Below are 19,606 nucleotides of genomic sequence, written 5' to 3' on the forward strand. Positions count from 1 at the left end.
CTGTTATCAACTCTTCTTTCGAACTAGTTGATCAAGCCCACCTTGTGGTGTTTACGTGACCTCTAGAGAGATTATCACTCTAGGCTATGCGTTAAATAGCAGAATTATGAGCATCTTTTGCGCCCTAGCGATTTATAATTTGTTTGTTTAAAGCTCTTACAATAACTTCTACTTCTGGTAGTTCCGGCATTAAAAGATCTCCTTTATAAAATTTTTTACAAACCAATTTAAATTATTTAGATATAATTCTGATTTGCTATTCACTTACGTGAATAAATTTTTCAATTAACAAAATACCTTTTTCTTTTAATATAATTTTATTAAGAAATAATTTTCCAGTTATAATTTTTATTTTTTGACCTGGTTGTAAAAAAAATTCTGGATTATCATTATCAATATGTTCAAAAAATAAAATTAATTCTGAAAAAAATTTCATCTCAGAATGGATAAGTATTTTCGGACCCACAGTATACCATTCTTTAGAAATTTTCAAGTTTTTATCTTTATTAAATCTTACATTTACTATACAAATTAAATCATTAATAGAATAATTGTTATATAAATTATTATTAAGTAGTTTAGCGAAATTCATAAAAATCAAAAACCTTTCTGAACTAAAAAATTTTAAATAGATACAATAATAGGCAAAATTAAAGGATTACGTAAAGTAGCTTCATAAATACGAGGAGTGATAAAATTAATAATAGCTTTTATTAAATAATTTTCATTAACTGTTTCAGAAGATAATAATTTTTGAATCATATTTTTAATATCATTAGATATTTTTTGAATAAAATCACCACTACCTTTCATATAAATAAATCCTCGAGATACAACCATCGGATGATTAATAATTTTTTTATTCTTCCAATCCATGCTAACAATAATAGATAACAATCCTTCTTCGTTTAAAATTTTTCTTTCCTTAATGATAGAATTGCTCAAATTTTCTGAACCAGAATCATCAATATAAATATCATCGTGAGGAATTTTTCCGATTAATTGAGCTTTTTCGGAACTTAAACCTAATACATCACCATTATCTAAAATAAAAACATTCTCAGAAGGTATACCACATTCAATAGCTAACTTTTTATGAGCCGTTAACATAACATATTCACCATGAACCGGAACTAAAAAACGTGGTTTAATTAAATTTAACATTAATTTTAAATCATTTTGACTAGCATGTCCAGAAGCATGAGTATCTACTAAAAACCCATGCAAAATTACATTAACTTCCATTTTATACAATAAATCTAAAATTTTATTCACGCTATCTTGATTTCCTGGAATAGGAGAAGATGAAAAAATTACTGTATCTTTATTATTTAATTTAATTTGCCGATGAGTACCATTCGCCATACGACTCAAAGCAGCTAAAGGTTCCCCTTGAGAACCAGTACATAATAAAGTAATATCTTCATCATTAGCATTAATATTGTTGCTATTAGCTAAAAATTCTTTTGGCACTTTTAAATAACCATTTTTAGCCCCAACTTCGATTGCTTTTTCCATACTTCGGCCAAAGACAGCTACTTTTCTTTTAGTTAAAACACTAGCTTGAATAATTTGTCTAATACGATAATAATTAGACGCAAAAGTAACAATAATAATTCTACCTTTAATTTGATAAAATAAATTGTTAATAGTATCTCCGATTTTATTTTCTGATTCTATAAAACCTTTTTGTTGAGCATTAGTAGAGTCCGATAACAAACATAAAACTCCTTTTTTACCTAAATCAGCTAATTTAGCATAATTCGCTAAAGGACCTTCAGGAGTATGATCAATTTTAAAATCACCAGTATAAAAAATAATATTTTTATTATATTCAAAAACAATACCAAAAGTATCAGGTATTGAATGATTCAGACGTACAAAAGAAATTGTAACCTTTCCAAAACACAATTCAGATTCTTCTTCATATTTTTCTAAAATATGCATATATTTTTGCAATTTATGTTCTGTTAATTTAAATTCAATTAAATCATAAGCAATACCAGTAACCAAAATCTTGGGTATTTGGACTTTACGTAATAAAAAAGGAATGCTACCAATATGATCCTCATGACCGTGAGTAATTAAAAGACATTGAATTTTATGTTCATTTTTAATTAAATATTCATAACTAGGAATTATATAATTAATACCTAAAAAAGAATCTTCAGAAAAAGACATGCCCGAATCCATAATAAAAATTTTATCCTGAATTTCGACCACATACATATTTTTACCTACTTCACCTAATCCGCCCAAAGCATAAAATAAAATGTCAAATTTAGGTTGTTGTTGCAAAATATGTGATACCATTTGTAAAATTATCCTTTGCTTTCAATTAAAATATTTGAATTAAAATTTAAATCTTTATTTAACGTTGACCGAGTTGCAGAAATTAAAACAGGAATGATGACAGGTTTTTTTTTAGTAGCTTTAAAAATAAATTTAGATAATTCTTCTCGCAAACTATTTTTAAAATCACTCCATTTAATTTGTTTATTAATGTGTATAAACTGTGTACTTATTTTGAAAAATAATTCTTTCAACTGTTTAATTAGAGGTTCTATTTTCATTTTATCTAAAAATCCCTTACTAACCAACTTAATATTATCAATATCTCCGATTACTTTACGCAAACGTAGATCTAAATTACAGGCTATAATTAAAATACCATCATTGGCTAATAACTCCCTATCTTTAATAATAAAATTATTACCATCTATAACTGGTGTACCGTCAATTAAAATTTCACCTAAATTTTTTAAAAAATTTTTTTTAATTAAAGGTTTATGTAAACCATCATAAAACCACATATCACCATTTTCTATTAAAAAAATTTTATTATCTGAAAAATTAAAATTTTGAACCATTTTTTTTACATAATATTGATGCCTATATTCACCTGCAATAGGTAAAAAAAATTTTGGTTTTAATAAATATAATAGTAATTTTAAATATTCTTGATAATCATAAGATAAGTTTTGAAATAGATCTTTAATTAAAAATTCTACTTGAAAACCATGTCTTGCTAATATATCAATAGTTTTATTTTGAACTTTATCAATGCCAGGTAAATCCACAGAAAATAATAAAATTTTATCGGCTATATGCAATTTCATTAAACGATCAGTTTTTTTACACATACGTTGCAAACGATAAAAAGCTTCAAAACGTCGGCCAAACACTAATACAACAACATTATTATATTTCAAATAATCTTTAGAATTTTTTAAATTAATTAAAGTATTTTCAGGAATTTTTAAATATTTTTTTGATAAAGCGATATCAATAATTTTTTCACTTTTACGACCTAAAATAATAATCTTTAAATTAGCTTGTACAGCTAAATCGATAACCATTTGAATTTTTAATAAATCTGGAATTAAAAAAGTAACAATAACATTGTTTTCTATATTGCCAAAAAAACTACTCAAATGATGTTCTAAAATTTCTTCTCTTTTAGGTTTTACCAAACTCAAAGCCCCTTGGGAAACTAATAATAAAGCTAAAACTTTTTTACGAGCCAATTCTACTAAAGTGGTAAAATTAGTTTGAAAAAAATTATTTTTAGATTGTTGCATATGCATAGCACTCATATATATAATCATTCCTGAAGAAGTTTCAAAAGCTAAACCTAAAGTACCTGGTAAAAAATGAGATATTCCGAAAACAAAAATTTTAATATTATCAATAGTAATTTTTATATCATCTTTTATCACATTAAACGATAAACAAGATAAATCTATATTTGCTTGTTTTAAATTAAATTTAATTACTTCCATAGTAAAATCCGAAGTATAAATAGGAATGGACCATTCTTTTATGAAATAAACTAAAGCTCCTGAATAAGTTTCTAAAGCTGAAGTAATAAAAATACCTTTAATTTGTCCTTTAATAGAGTCTAATTTATGATATTCCGGTAAAATAGCATCAATACCATTTACTAATACACTAGGATATTTTAAACCAGCATCTAAAATAAAATAAGAAGAATTGATTTTTAAGAGGTAAAAATTTTTCCCATTCTCCCCTATACCTCCTAAAGCGAAAAAATTGATTTCTTGCATTTTGTTAATAGAACTCCCTTAAAAAATTAATAATGTGATATTGTTAATTGAAAGAAATAATTTCAAAAAATATGTTTACCGATTAATTTGATTTTTTTATCATTATTAATTAAAGTTTATATAAAATATTATATTTGGAAAATAAAAATAAATAAATTTAATATGATGTTAATTATTTTTAAAAATACTTGAATTTGGTTAATCACTATTTATTATAGCTTTAAAACAATTAATATCAATTTTTTTCTATTTTTTTAGAAAGTTGTCAGATAAATAAAAATATGAAATATCCAACTAAAATTAATAATCAAAATTTAAATTATAATAACAAAAGTAATTTAGGAAAAAAATTAGAACAAGATATAAATTTAACCAATAAATTTTATCAGGAAAATCAAATCGCTTTTATTCATAAAAATGAAATCCCTATACAAGTAGTTAAAGTCGAATATGCACAAAGACAAAAAACTAAAATTGTAGAAGCTTATTATCGTTTAAAATCTTTACCAGATTATCAAGGAATTTATAAAGGCAAATATTTATCTTTTGATGCTAAAGAAACTAATAATGTAAAAAAATTTCCTTTAAAAAATATTCCTCATCATCAAATAATTTATTTACAAAAAATAAACGAATTGAAAGGAATAGCATTTTTAATTATTCATTTTAAACGTTATAACCAATATTTTTATCTGCCTATATCTTTTTTAAATAATTTTATACAAAAATCTTCATCCAAAAGTATTGATTATCAAATTTTTATTAATGAATTATGGCAAATTCCTTATAGTTATCGTCCTAGATTAGATTACTTGCAAATTGTTAATAAATTTATCTAAAAGATATAAATAAATATCCATTTTATAAATTAAATTCAGTATTTTCATTAATAATAGGTTTTAAAAACAACAAAATACATCCGATAAGTGTATTAGTTAAAAAAATCATAATATTAATATAAATAACCAAAATCCAATATATAGATAAAAAAGGATTTAACTGAGTTATTATCCAAGAATCTGATTCAAATATTAAAAACAAAGAATCATAAGAATAATAATAAAAACTATAAATACAAAATGTATAAGAAATAATTTGCATAAAAGAAATTAATAATAAACTTTTTATAATATTTTTTTTCATTAAATATGGAGAGTTTTTGAGGTGAAATAAACCAGATAAAGAATAAGCCATATATGGAAAAATAAAAAAAAACATTAAAAATAATAATTGTAAATATCTTGTTTGATTTAAAATAAACATATTAATAATAGGCCATTCCAACGAGGTATGAATCATGACATACACAAGATTAGCGCATAAACTAAATTTAAATCCGAACAAAAACCCTATTAAAACTATAGGTAATAACTCTAATTTGATTAAAGATCCGTGACAATCTTGAAAAAAAAATTTAGTAAATACAAATTCAATAAAGAAAGAGATTGTTAATAACAAAGAACTAATAATTACTTTTTTTAACGAAAAAATCTTCATAATTAACTTTTAAAATATACCTTTCTTATATTATACATTTTTATTAAAAAGGATAAACAAAAAAATTGGAAATTAATAAGTATTTTCCGCAACAAAATTCCGATAAACGTTTGGCTCATTGTTTATGATTGTTTATATTTATTATTAATTAAACCTTGTTCTAATAAAAATAAAAAATCTTGATTCGAAGCATTCAAAATATAATTATTAATATTAACCTTTTGCAAAACTTTTTGAATATCTTCTTTTCTAAATAAAATATTCTCAAAAAAACTACAAAATTTTTCTAAATTTTCTTGAATATGAAAAAAATCACCACATAATTCCATTTTTCTAATATAACCATCTTCTAATTCTAAAAAAACTTTTATTTCGCCCCATTCAAAACGATATTGCAAATTTTTGGAATACATAGGATGATTTAATAACCATTTAAAAGAATTATATTTAATAGCTAATTTATTAATAGCAGCTAAATCTTTTTTAGTTAAAATTAATTCTTGTTTTTTTAAAAATTTTTCCAAATAATTAACTAATATTTCTTGTGTCATATCGGGAAGATAATCTTTCAAATTAAGCACTCGTGAACGTACACTATCAATACCTTTAGAAATTAATTTTTGATTATTTGGAGTAATACAACGTATCATTGTATCTATATCACATTGATAAAGTAAAGTTCCATGCATAACAATTCCATTTTTATTTTTCCAAAAAGCATTACCAGAAACCTTTTTACCTTTGAATAAAATATCATTACGGCCGCCAAAATATAAAGATATTCCTAAATTATTAAATGCTTGAATAATAAAATTTAAATATCTTTTAAAACTAAAATCTAAAAATGTATTTTTAAAAATAAAACTAAAAATCGGTGTATTAAAATCATTATAAACGCAACCACCACCACTCGGTCTACGAAAAAATTCAATTTTATTTTTTTTGATAAAATCTAAATTAATTTCATTTTCAATAATCTGATTGCGACCAATCACTATTCCTTTCATAGTCCAGAAAAAAAAATAAATTTCATCATCATATTTTAAAAAATTATTCAAAATATACTCTTCTAAAGCATAATAAAAATAAGGTTTATAAACCGATGATAATAATGGATATTTAACTAAAATCATAATAAATAAGTTCCAAATTCTTTCTCTTTTGATAAACAAAAATACTATATTTTATTCATTAATTATTATATCTAAGCCAATATATAATTATTAAATATAATAATAAATAAACAAAATAACCATCATTACAAAAATATATAATGATGGTTTTTTATCAATTTAATCTTTCATAAAACAAATAAACAATACGGATAGATTAATTGCGTTTTATCCAACGATATATATTTGCTGTTTTATTTACAATCAGCCCCCGTCCAAACCGGACAAGCAAGTTTCCAAGCATCCGGCTTTCCCTAATTTACTCTCTTTCGAGAGCTAATTTCCCTCGCGGTTGATTAGCTATTTATTCTTATCGTTCTTATTCTTTTTAATATCATGTACTTGTTGATTGGTTATCTTGCGATGGCAATCTTTACATAATACCTTGGTACTTTTATTCATAATACTCTGGCGGTTCGCGTTGCGAACTGTCCCAATGTGATGAATTTGAAGTTGGGTTGTTTTATTGCAGTTCTCACAACGTTCCGCTTTTAGGCGGTCAGTTAGATGGGTACGACTCTGGAATAAAAATCTATTGATGGTAGTATCAGGGTTTCCCTTGTAGTTACGCATTTTTTTAATTTTATCCCAAGAGTAGACCACCCATGGTTCGTATTGGGTTTTCCCTTTATTAAGATAAGGAATGGCCCAAGTTGAACCTATATTAAGTTTCTTTCGAACTCTGGCAATCGATGTTTTCCATTTTCTTGCCAGTGTTTTCAAACAGCTATATTCAGCTAGATAGTTTAGATAGGTTAAAACACCGAGATTGTTAGCTAAGCAGAAGTATTGGACAATTCCTCTAACGATTGTTTGATAAGTTCGAATTATTTCTAATTCATCTCTATCTACTAATGTTTCGTCGTGTTTTACCTTCCCCTTTTTTAACCAATTGTATTCATATCCATATTCTTCGGCTTTTGCTTTGGGAACTTGGATTTGAATGCTGCCGTTTAGGGAATTCTTTGTAGATTTCCTTATACGAGTTTTATTGGTGGGATTTACCTTTATCATGTAGGATAGAAACCTAGTTCCTTTGTTGACTTTCACAATTTTTGATTTGTCCTTACTAATGGTAAGTTTCAAATCTTGTTCTAACCATTGCGTTACTTGATTCTTAATCCCTTCAGCTTTGTCATACTCGCCTTTAACGCCAATGATAAAATCATCAGCATAGCGGATGTACTCAACTCTTGGATTTGGATTTAGATTGATAGAACTATCAATCCCCAGTTGATGGTGTTGGTTTTTATACCATGCTTTCCCATATTCTGGGTTCTTCTTCCAAATTGGCTTTCCTTTTTTAATTAGTTCATCTATTTTAAGGTCGATGTAATGTAAATATACATTCGCCAACAAGGGAGAAATGATCCCTCCTTGAGGAGAACCGGATAAGGATTCGTATTTGACCCCATCTTTCATGAAGCCAGCTTTCAACCATTTGTTAATGGTCGAGAGGACTTTATTCTTTCTGATGAACCGATTTAAGGTTCTTATGAGAATCTCGTGATTGATGGTATCAAAGTAACCTTTTAAGTCGATTTTGACGATGTAGTCAATTCCTTTAAATCTTTGTTTGACGCGTTTGATGGCGTCGTGACAAGATTTTTTGGTTCTAAATCCAAAGCTCCATTCTGAAAAGATATTTTCAAAATAGGGAGTTAAGAGTTGTTCAAGACATTTTTGTATTAGCCTGTCCTTGATAGTAGGTAGCCCCAGGGGTCTGGTTCCTTTATTATCACTAGGAATGAGAATTCTTTTAACTGGTTTGGGGTTATAACCATTATTGACGTATTCCTGATGGTATCTTTCTAGTCTTTATAGATTAATCCCATCAATGGTTTCATTGTCAACGCCTGGCGTACCCGCTCCTTTATTAGCAGCGATTCTGTTGAATGCTGTTAACGTGTTATAGAAATTATTCATTCCTTGTTGCAGCTCTCTTTTTAGAGAGTAACCGTTTGATGAACGATGTTGAATTCTATTCAATGTTCGCGAAAGTTTAGTTTCGAGTGAAACAGTTGTTGACATAATGTATCAACCCCTTCCTTGATACCATTGAATAAGTAATAAATTACTTTCTTCTTTCGCCCTATAAGAGTGATTAACTCTCTTCTTGGTAAGCTGATTAGCTAAACTATTCCAAATTTAGATTTACCCTTACGACTACTAAGAAGATGCTTTATCCTTGACCATCCGGGCTTTTATTTCCGGATTAGTAAATTTAATTACTTGGTTTTAGGATTCTCCAAGTTACTCTAAATTTCTACCTTAATTCCTTAGGTGAAGTACCCTCCTTTGAGAGGCTGATTCCAGGTTTTCTTTATCTGATAAACTACTCAATACGGAATTTGTATAATAGTAGTCTCTGGACTGTCCGTTTAAGCAACTTCCGGGACAGGTTATGCTATTAACATCAATTTTCCTTCTTAGGCCATTCCAGGCTTCTCCATAGAATTATTTGGTGGCGAAGTCTTTTTGACTAATTTGCTTTCGTCGCAACCCGCTTTTATGGTCTGCTGTAATTTGACGTTCTTTCGTTTGTCGAACCGACCATCTCCTTTCAGAGTTTATCAGCTCTGGATATTGGTTAGATAGCACGAAATTTAGGCCTCTTTGGCACCCAATCCCAAACATCTAACTTCTAAAAATATTTATATTAATATATATCGATATAAATATAATCATTAAATATTAAATCATAATTATTTTTTGTAATTATCAAATATATTTTGAATAATTTTTTTTATTTTAGATTTTATTAATAATATTTGAGCAATTCAAAAATGAAACCAAGATGAATTAGTTTTTGATTTTTGATTTAATTTATCTAATTCTTCCAATTGTTGAAAAAGTTTTTTTTGAGTATTCGATAAATTTTGTGGTGTATAAATTTTAATAATAACATAATGATCGCCTAAACTAGAAGGAGAATTAACATAAGGAACACCTTTATTTTTTAATCTAAATTTAGTATCGGTTTGTGTACCAGCAGGAACTTTTAATTTAACATCTCCATGAATAGTATCAACATTAATAATTGTACCTAAAGCTGCTTGGTAAAAATTAATTAATACCGAAGAAAAAATATCATTACCTTTGCGCTGAAAAATTTTATGAGATTGAACCTCAATATCCACATACAAATCCCCACTAGGTGTTCCTAAAGGCCCTTGATGTCCTTGATTTGGAGATTTCAATGTCATGCCACTTTCGACTCCAGCAGGTATATTTAAAGTCACTTTATGCTTACTTTTTACTAGGCCCATGCCTTGGCAAAAAACACATTTATCTAAAATAATTTTTTTTTGACCATTACACTCAGGGCAAACTTGTTTTGAAACACTTATAAACCAACTTTGTTGGGTATAAGAAATATAACCAGATCCTTTACAAACGTGACACACCCTAATATCATTTTTTGTTTTGGCCCCTGTACCATTACATTTTTCACAATGTTCTTTAACATAAAATTCAATTGATTTTTGAGTACCTAAAACAGCTTCCATAAAACTAATAGTTATTTTTATATTATGATCTTCACCTTTAGAAGTTTGGCGATTACTTTTTCTACGATTGAAAAAACTCGAAAAAATATCTTCAAATTCAAATCCATCAAAATTAGCACTTTGAAAACCTTGAAAATCACTATTAAAACCTTGATTATTAAAACTATGGCCCATTTGATCATACTGAGCTCGTTTATCGGTATCACTCAACACTTCGAAAGCTTCTTGTATTTCTTTAAATTTAGCATCAGCATTAGCTTCTTTACAACGATCAGGATGATATTTTTTAGCAAGACTTCGATAAGCTCGTTTAATATCATCCAAATTAGCATCACGTGATAATCCTAAAACTTCGTAATAGTCTTTTTTTTGTTTCAAAATAAAACTCCTCGTTGTAATACAATAGATAAAATTTAATAAATAAACCAAAAAAAGTTATTAAGATCTTTTTTTGGCTCTTTATTAAATTTATTATTAATTGTTTATATTATTTTTTATCTTCAAACTCGGCATCTACTACTTTATCTTCTGACTTAGCAGCTTCTTCAGTAGTATCTTGATTTTGATTTTCTTTATTGGTTTGTTGTTGTGCTTTTTGATAAGCTTTTACAGCTATTTGTTGCGAAGCTTTTTCTAAAATACTTAATTTTTCTTTAATAGAATCATAATCATCGCCTTTTAAAGCTTGTTCTAAATCTTGAATTTTAGTTTCAATATCATTCTTTTCTTGTTCTTCAATAGAATCTTTCAAAGATTTTAAAGTTTGACGAGTTTGGGAAATAAAATTGTCTGCATTATTACGTAACACAATACGTTCTTTTTGAAGTTTATCTGTTTCTGCATTTTTTTCAGCATCTTTTATCATTTTTTGAATTTCTTCTTCGCTTAAACCACTACCTCCCGAAACAGTAATACTATGTTTACGATTAGTACCTAAATCTTTAGCGGAAACAGAAACAATACCATTGACATCAATATCAAAAGTAACTTCGATTTGAGGAATACCTTTTGGAGCAGAAGGGATACCTGTTAATTGAAAACTACCTAATAATTGATTATGTTTGGCTAATGCTCTTTCTCCTTGTAACACATTAATATCAACAGAAGATTGATTATCTACCGCAGTAGAAAAAATTTGAGATTTTGATGTCGGTATAGTAGTATTACGTTCAATTAATTTAGTAAAGATACCACCTAAAGTTTCAATACCTAAAGACAAAGGAGTTACATCTAATAAAACAATATCTTGAACATCGCCTCTTAAAATTCCTCCTTGAATAGCCGCTCCTAAAGCGACAGCTTCATCAGGATTAACACTTTTATTCAACTGTTTATTTCCTAATTCTTTAGTAACTAATTCTTGAATAGCTGGAATTCTTGTAGAACCACCCACTAAAATAACTTGATCAATTTGCGATACTTGCAATTTAGCATCTTTTAAAACTTGTCTTAAAGGAGTTACACAACGATCTACTAAATGTTCAGTTATTTCATTAAATTTAGCTCTTGTTAGGTTATATGCCAAATGTAAAGGTGTTTGATTAGCAGACACAGTAATAAAAGCAAGTGATATATCTGTAGATACAACATTACTTAATTCTTTTTTAGCCATTTCAGCAGCTTCTCTTAAACGTTGCAAAGCAGTTTTATTTTGTGTTAAATCAATTCCATTTTCTTTGCGAAAATTTTCAACTAAAAAATCTACGATAGCATCATCAAAATTATCACCACCTAATAAATTATCACCTGCAGTAGCTAAAACTTGAAAATTACCTTCTGCAATATTTAAAATAGAAACATCAAAAGTACCTCCACCTAAATCGAATACTAAAATATTTTGTTCTTTTTGAGTGTTTTTATCTAATCCGTAAGATAAAGCTGCTGCTGTAGGCTCATTTATAATTCTTTTTACTTCTAAACCAGCAATTTTACCAGCATCTTTAGTAGCTTGTCTTTGAGCATCATTAAAATAAGCAGGGACAGTAATAACAGCTTCTGTTACTTTTGTTCCCAAATAATCTTCAGCTTGTTTTTTTAAATTTTGCAAAATAATAGCACTAATTTCTTGAGGAGTATATTTTTTACCATTATACTCTTTATAATAACCTTTTTTACCCATTTCTCTTTTAATCGAAAGAATAGTATCAGAATTAGTAACCATTTGACGTTTTGCGGCTTTACCGACAATAATTTCGTCTTCTTTAAAAGCTACAACAGAAGGTGTAGTTCTATCGCCTTCAGAATTAGTAATTACCTTCGGTTGTCCATTTTCCATACAAGCAACACAAGAATTTGTAGTACCTAAATCTATTCCGATAATTGGACTTAAATTTGTATTTTTTTTAGTCATTATTTTTATCACTCCATTCATTTACTCTTACCATAGCTGGTTTTATAACTAAATCTTTATATAAAAAACCTTTTTGTAAAACTGAAATATTAATACCGTTAGGTTGTTTTGGATCTGATATTTTTTCTAAAGCATAATGAAAATTCGGATCAAATTTAACACCTAAAGCTTTAATTTCCTCGACGCCCTCCTTTTGTAAAATATCTTTCACTTGTTTATGAATCATTTTAAAACCTAATAAAAAAGATTTAACAGATTCATCTACATGAGACATTTCTAAAACCTTTTCAAATTGCTCTAAAGGAACTAAAATATTTTTAATAAAATCTGTTAGAGCGTATTTGATTTCTCTATTTGTTTGAACAGTAATACGTTTTTTAAAATTATCAAAATCAGCTAAATATTTCAAATTATCATTTGTTCTTTGTTGATTTACTTCTTGTAAATCTCGTTTAAGATTAAAATTTTCTTTTTGTAAAGAATTTACTTGTTGTTGTAATATTTGTAAATCTTTTTCATTTGAAATAAATTTCTTTGATTCAGAATTTGTAATATTATCTTCATTATTTTCTTTATTACTACAACTACAATTTGAGTTAGAAGCTTTTTTTTTGTTTGCGTGAATATCTGAAGATAAACCATCAGAAGAAATTTTATTTGATTGGGTATTTTCTCCTTGGCAAGAACAATTATTTTCATTTATATTTTTATTGTTATTTTTTTTTTTATTATCAAGATTTTTTTTTGAATGTTCTTCAGAATGCATAAATTTTCAAATTAAACTCCTTATTCTAAAAATTTAATTTTTACTGCTTAATATTATTTGCGAAATTATTCCCAATTATCAGAAATTAAATTTGTTTTACTGTAAAAAGTTTGAGACAAATTTACAGATAAATATTCTAAAAGAGGAATAACTTCTGGATAAGCCATAGTCATCGGTCCTAAAACCGCAATAAACATTTTTTGATCAGGAAATTTTTTAATTTCGCAAGGAATAGAGATAATAGCGAATTTATTACAAGATATCCAACGTATTCGATTATTAAATTTAAAAATATATTTATGAGCATCAAATAACATTTCGTTTAATTTATTAGTATCTAAAATGTGCAAAATTTCTTTCATGGTATTTCTATCCGCCCAGCTAAAATTATTAATTAAATTATTAATACCATAAATATGTGAATTATTTGAGTCAAAACTATAAAAAATTTCTATTAATATATTAATTAATTTATCAAATAAACGTGAATTGCAAAAATTATTTTCAATATTTCTTTCTTGCAAAATTGTAATAGATTCACACAAATACTTATTGAATAATATATTATTTATAATAAAAATAATATTCTGTAAATTTTTAAAATTAAAACTATTACAAGATTCTAAAAAAATACTTTGATAACGTACTTGACCATGATTAGTAATTATTAATAAAATAGCTTGTTCTGGACTTAAAAAAAATACATCAATTTTAGCCACTTTGTGGGTAGTTAAAGCGTTAGGAAAAGCTAAAATCACAAGATAACGAGTCACATTTCCTAATAAAGTTAAAGCTTCTTTAATAATAGTTTCTGTATTAAAATTTTTATTTTTAAAAATATTTTCAAATAACGAAATTTGTTGCAAAATATCATGATTACGTGTAATCAAATGATTAAAATAAAAAACATATCCTTTTAAAGAAGGAATTCTGCCGCTAGATATATGAGTTTTACACAAATAACCTTTTTTTTCTAGTTGAGCCATATCATAACGAATTGTAGCACTGGAATATTTTAAATAAGATAAACATGATAAAAATTTAGAACTAATAGGTTGTTGATGTGTCGAATAATGCTCAATAATAGCTTTTAAAATTAATCTCTCTCTATTCGAAATCAATTTTTAAATCCTTGAAAAAAATATAATTTTTCATCACCATCACCATTAATAGTTTATCTTCTATTCTTTTAAATAAAAATCCCCAACCTCTTATTATTATATGGTTTAGATAATTTAATTATTAACACTTAACTAAAATTACTAATCAAGAATAATTTTAAATCACGAATTATTTATTTATTACTTGAATTTTTTCGAATAATAATATTTTAAAAAAATAAAAAACAAATTTACATCATATCATATTATTTAAGATATTTTAATTATTCTGGATTAATACAAAAATCAAAATATTTTTTATGTAAAACCAAAATAAATAAAATAATTTTAAATTATTTATTAAAATTAAATTGAAATATAACCACAATTTTAATAAATTAGCACTCATTAATCATGACTGCTAAGATTATTTTAACTAATTAAATAACTGCTTGTCAAGTATTTATCGATGAAAATAATTTATTTCATCCAAAAATAAAATAATTTAGCACTCAATTATCATGACTGCTAAATTAATTCTATTATTTTTAAAAAATTATGTCAAGTATGTAAAAACATATTTCTTAAAATTTTTATTATATAATAATAAATGTATCTTATGAAATCGAGTAAAACAATATTTACTTCAAATTCGCTAATAAATTTATAATTAACCAACAATTTTAATGATAGTTAAAGAAAAGGTTTAATTTCAAAAAAATAAATAACATGAATATTTTTCGTATAAATAAAAAAAATTATTTACTAATATCAATTCATTTATTAATATTAATAGTTTGCGCATTTTATTATTATAACTATAAACAAACATTAATTTCGGTTACCGATAACATATTAGTTAAATATGCAAATTCCAACGACGATATTATTAATCAAGAAAAGAAAAATAAATACACAATTATTAAAGATATACAAAATAAATTAAAAAAAATATTTGACAACTCACAAATTAATAATAATATTTTTCCCAAAATCAAAAAATATGATTTTCATAAAGGCGAAACAGTTTATGGTTTTACGTTAGATATTAATGACAATATTAAACCTTTTCAAGAAGGTATTATAAGTGAAGAATATGAACAAAATCAATCAAATGATCTATCTATTTCTATTAAAGGTAAAAATAATAAAATTTTTTTCAATGAAGAAGGTGAATTTATTGGAATTTCATACCCTAAACAATCTCAAAAAATGGAAATAAATTATATTATTCCTTCAAATAGTATTTACAATTTTTGTCAAATAGTAAATAAACATTATAACTACTTAATTCAAAATAATTTTAATACCGAAGATGAAGATGATATATCTTCAATACACAATTCATATGATTTATATGATTACTACGCAATTACAACAGATGAAGATGATAATATATCTGATTCCGAAATGTCAAAAACATCTGAAATAAGAAATAAAAAAAAATTAAGATACTTAATACCTTTGGAAATCGAATCAGAAACAAATAATCCAGAACAAAATATAAAATTATTTATTAAATTAAATAGAAATGGAAAATTTAACGGTTTAATACAAAAACTAGATAATAAATATATAGATTTCTCAAGACCTTTTTTTATTTTCTTTAAATTAAATTATATAGATGAAAATGCTATAAAAGAACCAAAAAATCCACCATATCCTGAAACTTTCATAGAAAATATATCAAAAATAACTTTTTCAATTGAATTTACAAATTTTTTAGGTTCAGGTTTTATTTATAAAATTGAACAAATTCCCAACACTAATAATTATAAATACTATATACTTACTAATACTCATGTTTTATTCCCAGCTGAAAAAGAAAATGCTAAAATTAAAATTTATAATTCTTATTTTAATTCTCACAAAGACGCAGAAATTTTTACTATTATCGATAATTCTGAAGGTTTTGATGATATAGGTATATTAACTTTTATAGATAACAATCATAAAAAATATAAAGAAATTAAAAAAATTCTCAAAATGGCTTTTCCAGATAAATTTATAAAACCTGAAATTCAACAAACAGTTTATAGTATGGGCTCTCAAGAAGCATTTAAGTCAGAAAATTTATTTTTACCAAAATCAAACGAACAACAAACAAGATCCATAAAAAGAAATTTATTAAAAAAAGGAGATATCACCCAATTAAACGAAGCTATTATTTCTTTTAATATAGAAATAGATCATGGAAATAGCGGAGGTCCTGTTTTTGATGAAAAAGGACAAATTATTGGTATGAATCGTAATACTATCAATAATCCTATAGCAACAGATAATTTTTCACATGCTATTAATATTTTGCACATTCAAAAAAGACTAGAAGAAATTTTTTCCCAACATCAGAACAATCCTAACAATATAAAAACAATAACTTCTTTAAATAGTGAAAAACATAAAAATTATCTAATGCAAAAAATTACTAATTTTAAACAAAATTTTAACAATCTTGAAATTAATCAAGATCAGGAAACACCAAATATTATATTTTCTATAGATGAATTAACTGATTTAACTAATAAAAATCCTATTTCATTTCCCTTATTAAAAAATAATCCCAATAAATCAAAAATAAAATTAAAAATTAAATTAGTTTATAATTATCACCAACAACAAATAATATTGATAGATCCACAAAAAGAATATATCGAATTATATGCCGATATTGACAATAAAAATAAATCAAAAATTAATCTAAAAATAATTAGAAAAAATAAAAATAATAAAATTATTGATTTATTACAATATTCTTTAGATAATCATCATTATTTATCTAATAAAGACAGTGCTTTTATATCTTTAAAATTTATTGATTTAACCAAAACTTCTATTCATACTACAAAACAAAAAATTATGGATTCTTTAATTGTTTGGCACCAAGATAATCAAATAAGCGGCAATGGAATCATCTTTAATAAAGCAAAAACTAAAGATAATCAATATATATATTATGTTTTATCTACTTATGAAGAAGAATCTGACAATATTTTAATAAACTTATATAATTTTTTATATAAAAGACTTTTGCAAGATAAAAATGAAATCATTATATACAACTCAGATCAAGAAATTTATAAAAAGGAAGAGGGTACGATACATAATATTTTTCCCAACGAAAATAACCTTATTTTAATGACCTTTAAATCTTCAGAAAATTATCCGGTAGTTCCGTTTAAAAAAACTTCAGATCTTAAAGTAGGCGAAGATATTTATTATCTTACAAATTTAGATAATTATGATCATAATCCTCAAATGTTTAAAAGTCAAATAAGTAGCATAATAAATAAAAATAGTAATTTTGTATTCGATTCTGTATTTAATTTAAAAGAAAAAATCAAAAATATAAATTTTATATGTTTTGATAATGAAGGTAATTTTATAGGTATTAATTTTTTTAAAAATTCAAATATAAATATACCAGAAAATTTTATTCAAGCTAAATTAATATCCGACGTTCATTTAAAAAAATTATTCAAAAATAGTATCTTTAAAGAAAATTTAAATATATTGATTTCTGTAACATTTATATTTATGATCATGATAATCATAGCTATTAAATTATATCCGATAATTTTAGATTATAATAAATTATAAATCATTAAATTAACCATTTTCAATTATTCATTATATGTCACAATTATAATAAAGAATTGATAGTATTAGTTACTTCATGATTAATTTGTGAAGTTTTTTTTTCTTTATAATCTGAATAAGAAAGATGATGATGTATAAATACTTCTACTTTTTTTCTTCTAAACCAACATTTACGACGAATATTATGAATTCCTTTACAAGTTATAGGTAAAATATCAGCTTGATTTTGAATAGAAATTTTATAAGAACCATCTAAAGAGTGATGAATATTATCGGAAATAGGATTAATAATACCTCCTTCTGGAAAAACTAACACAGCTAGTTTATGTTGAATTATTTCTTTAGCTTTTTCGAGAGATTTTAAATTATCTCTACTATTATTTCTATTAATTTTAATACAATGAGTAGCATCAAAACAAAACCTTAAAAACCAACCATACCAAAAATTATTATAAAGTTCATCTTTAGGAGTAAAAGTAATAGGGCGAGGGAATATAGAAGCTATTATAAAAGGGTCAAAATTACTTTTATGATTGGCATAAACAACTAAACGATTATCTAAAGGGATTAAATGATAATTATAAACTGAAACTTTAATACAAAAAAAACGAACAATTAATTTCGAAAAACTTTGAACTATTTTTAAATGATAAATATTGTTTATAGATTTGTTTTTAATATATCCTAAACTTAAAAATAATAATAATAAATTGATTAACCAAGATATTAAAATAGCGCAAATAAAACCAATCAAAATACCAATTATTTTGATAGGAAAAATCATAATAAAATAATACCAGCAAATCAAAAAAATTATTATAAAAATAAAACTAAACATATTTTTTCTCGCATTTCTTTTAAAAAATAAATTAATAAATTAAAAAAATATAAATGTATATAAAAATAAATTTACATTAATTTATTAAAAACATTTATAAAAATTTAGTTTGTTATTATCAAAATAATTTAATTATTAAGCTATTTTGATTATTTTTTTACAAACTTTAGATATAATTATTTCAAAAATAAATAATAATAAAATTATCATAATTTTTATTATTTTTAATTTATTTTTTATTGAAATTAAATAATTATTTTAAATTTTATTTAAATTCAACACAAAAGAGGATTTTATTATGACAGAACATTACAATTTAAAACAATTATTTAAATCTTTATTTATTTTTCTGGTTCGTATAATAAAATATTTAATTATTTGTTTTTTTACTAACTTAATTTCATTATTTTTATTTTCATGGATTCATAGCATTATTATAGATGTATATTTATATCTTTCTAAAGCTATTTCATTTCTTCAAATAATTAAAAATGCTGTAAATTTAAGAAGTAAAGTGCAAAACTTTTTCTTGAAAACTTTACTTTTCTTCTATATATAGTATTTATTATTTAAATACATAAATTAATTAACCAATTCCCTCGATTTTGGAATAACAAGTGGATTTTAAGGAAATTAAACTATGCCACCCCCATTCAATATATTCAAAATCGCAGCTAATTTTTGAACGGCATTAAGCTTACCTGAAAAGG

Annotated in this window: 12 protein-coding genes and 1 pseudogene; 2 read left to right on the top strand and 11 right to left on the bottom strand. The window is 24.7% G+C overall.

The annotated features are described in order from the left end of the window. Nucleotides 1–256: 256 nt before the first annotated feature. From OC683_RS01060 to OC683_RS01070, 3 genes are read right to left on the bottom strand one after another with little or no spacing between them, the layout of a single operon-like run. Nucleotides 257–592 carry a hypothetical protein gene (locus OC683_RS01060; RefSeq protein WP_304514717.1) on the bottom strand — a complete coding sequence of 112 codons (336 nt, stop codon included), beginning with the start codon at nucleotides 590–592 and terminating at the stop codon, nucleotides 257–259. 32 nt (nucleotides 593–624) lie between these two features. Beyond that, nucleotides 625–2,313, bottom strand: a complete 1,689-nt coding sequence (locus OC683_RS01065) for a ribonuclease J (protein WP_304514718.1) — start codon at nucleotides 2,311–2,313, stop codon at nucleotides 625–627. 8 nt (nucleotides 2,314–2,321) lie between these two features. Continuing rightward, nucleotides 2,322–4,067: a ribonuclease J gene (locus OC683_RS01070; protein ID WP_304514719.1), complete on the bottom strand. Its 1,746-nt coding sequence runs from the start codon at nucleotides 4,065–4,067 to the stop codon at nucleotides 2,322–2,324. A 281-nt stretch (nucleotides 4,068–4,348) separates the two neighbouring features. Here OC683_RS01070 and recU point away from each other — a divergent pair, with 281 nt between their 5' ends. Beyond that, nucleotides 4,349–4,906: a Holliday junction resolvase RecU gene (gene recU / locus OC683_RS01075; protein WP_304514720.1), complete on the top strand. Its 558-nt coding sequence runs from the start codon at nucleotides 4,349–4,351 to the stop codon at nucleotides 4,904–4,906. Nucleotides 4,907–4,928: 22 nt separating this feature from the next. On the opposite strand, the gene OC683_RS01080 is transcribed toward recU, so the two are convergent. The 7 genes and pseudogenes from OC683_RS01080 to hrcA all read right to left on the bottom strand — a co-directional run bounded on the left by OC683_RS01080 (nucleotide 4,929) and on the right by hrcA (nucleotide 14,482). Beyond that, a complete protein-coding gene (locus tag OC683_RS01080; RefSeq protein WP_304514721.1) occupies nucleotides 4,929–5,564 on the bottom strand; it encodes a hypothetical protein in 636 nt (211 codons plus the stop codon). Nucleotides 5,565–5,686: 122 nt separating this feature from the next. Then, nucleotides 5,687–6,697 carry a lipoate--protein ligase gene (locus tag OC683_RS01085; RefSeq protein ID WP_304514722.1) on the bottom strand — a complete coding sequence of 337 codons (1,011 nt, stop codon included), beginning with the start codon at nucleotides 6,695–6,697 and terminating at the stop codon, nucleotides 5,687–5,689. A gap of 339 nt (nucleotides 6,698–7,036) precedes the next feature. Beyond that, a pseudogene (locus OC683_RS01090) lies at nucleotides 7,037–8,767 on the bottom strand (reverse transcriptase domain-containing protein). A gap of 749 nt (nucleotides 8,768–9,516) precedes the next feature. Next, the gene (gene dnaJ / locus OC683_RS01095) at nucleotides 9,517–10,623 is read right to left on the bottom strand and encodes a molecular chaperone DnaJ (RefSeq protein ID WP_304514723.1); all 1,107 of its coding nucleotides are present in this window, start codon (nucleotides 10,621–10,623) and stop codon (nucleotides 9,517–9,519) included. Nucleotides 10,624–10,732: 109 nt separating this feature from the next. Continuing rightward, nucleotides 10,733–12,616 carry a molecular chaperone DnaK gene (gene dnaK / locus OC683_RS01100; RefSeq protein ID WP_304514724.1) on the bottom strand — a complete coding sequence of 628 codons (1,884 nt, stop codon included), beginning with the start codon at nucleotides 12,614–12,616 and terminating at the stop codon, nucleotides 10,733–10,735. Then, on the bottom strand, nucleotides 12,588–13,361 hold the full coding sequence (locus OC683_RS01105; protein WP_304514725.1) for a nucleotide exchange factor GrpE: 774 nt from the start codon (nucleotides 13,359–13,361) through the stop codon (nucleotides 12,588–12,590). Before OC683_RS01105 ends, dnaK begins: the two co-directional genes overlap by 29 nt. Nucleotides 13,362–13,426: 65 nt before the next feature. Continuing rightward, nucleotides 13,427–14,482 carry a heat-inducible transcriptional repressor HrcA gene (hrcA, locus tag OC683_RS01110; protein WP_304514726.1) on the bottom strand — a complete coding sequence of 352 codons (1,056 nt, stop codon included), beginning with the start codon at nucleotides 14,480–14,482 and terminating at the stop codon, nucleotides 13,427–13,429. A 708-nt stretch (nucleotides 14,483–15,190) separates the two neighbouring features. Here hrcA and OC683_RS01115 point away from each other — a divergent pair. Then, entirely contained in the window at nucleotides 15,191–18,058 is a 2,868-nt protein-coding gene (locus OC683_RS01115) for a S1 family peptidase (protein WP_304514727.1), read from the top strand. A gap of 43 nt (nucleotides 18,059–18,101) precedes the next feature. Here OC683_RS01115 and OC683_RS01120 read toward each other — a convergent pair whose 3' ends face one another. Beyond that, nucleotides 18,102–18,842: a lysophospholipid acyltransferase family protein gene (locus tag OC683_RS01120; protein ID WP_304514728.1), complete on the bottom strand. Its 741-nt coding sequence runs from the start codon at nucleotides 18,840–18,842 to the stop codon at nucleotides 18,102–18,104. Nucleotides 18,843–19,606: the final 764 nt, after the last annotated feature.

Origin of the sequence: Candidatus Phytoplasma crotalariae (assembly GCF_030586865.1) — a bacterium.
Lineage (GTDB): Bacteria > Bacillota_I > Bacilli_A > Acholeplasmatales > Acholeplasmataceae > Phytoplasma > Phytoplasma citri.

Excerpts from the sequence above, each read along its gene's own strand:
- OC683_RS01060 (WP_304514717.1), bottom strand. The coding sequence starts at position 592 with ATGAATTTCGCTAAACTACTTAATAATAATTTATATAACAATTATTCT.
- OC683_RS01065 (WP_304514718.1), bottom strand. The coding sequence starts at position 2,313 with ATGGTATCACATATTTTGCAACAACAACCTAAATTTGACATTTTATTT.
- OC683_RS01070 (WP_304514719.1), bottom strand. The coding sequence starts at position 4,067 with ATGCAAGAAATCAATTTTTTCGCTTTAGGAGGTATAGGGGAGAATGGG.
- recU (WP_304514720.1), top strand. The coding sequence starts at position 4,349 with ATGAAATATCCAACTAAAATTAATAATCAAAATTTAAATTATAATAAC.
- OC683_RS01080 (WP_304514721.1), bottom strand. The coding sequence starts at position 5,564 with ATGAAGATTTTTTCGTTAAAAAAAGTAATTATTAGTTCTTTGTTATTA.
- OC683_RS01085 (WP_304514722.1), bottom strand. The coding sequence starts at position 6,697 with ATGATTTTAGTTAAATATCCATTATTATCATCGGTTTATAAACCTTAT.
- dnaK (WP_304514724.1), bottom strand. The coding sequence starts at position 12,616 with ATGAATGGAGTGATAAAAATAATGACTAAAAAAAATACAAATTTAAGT.
- OC683_RS01105 (WP_304514725.1), bottom strand. The coding sequence starts at position 13,361 with ATGCATTCTGAAGAACATTCAAAAAAAAATCTTGATAATAAAAAAAAA.
- OC683_RS01115 (WP_304514727.1), top strand. The coding sequence starts at position 15,191 with ATGAATATTTTTCGTATAAATAAAAAAAATTATTTACTAATATCAATT.
- OC683_RS01120 (WP_304514728.1), bottom strand. The coding sequence starts at position 18,842 with ATGATTTTTCCTATCAAAATAATTGGTATTTTGATTGGTTTTATTTGC.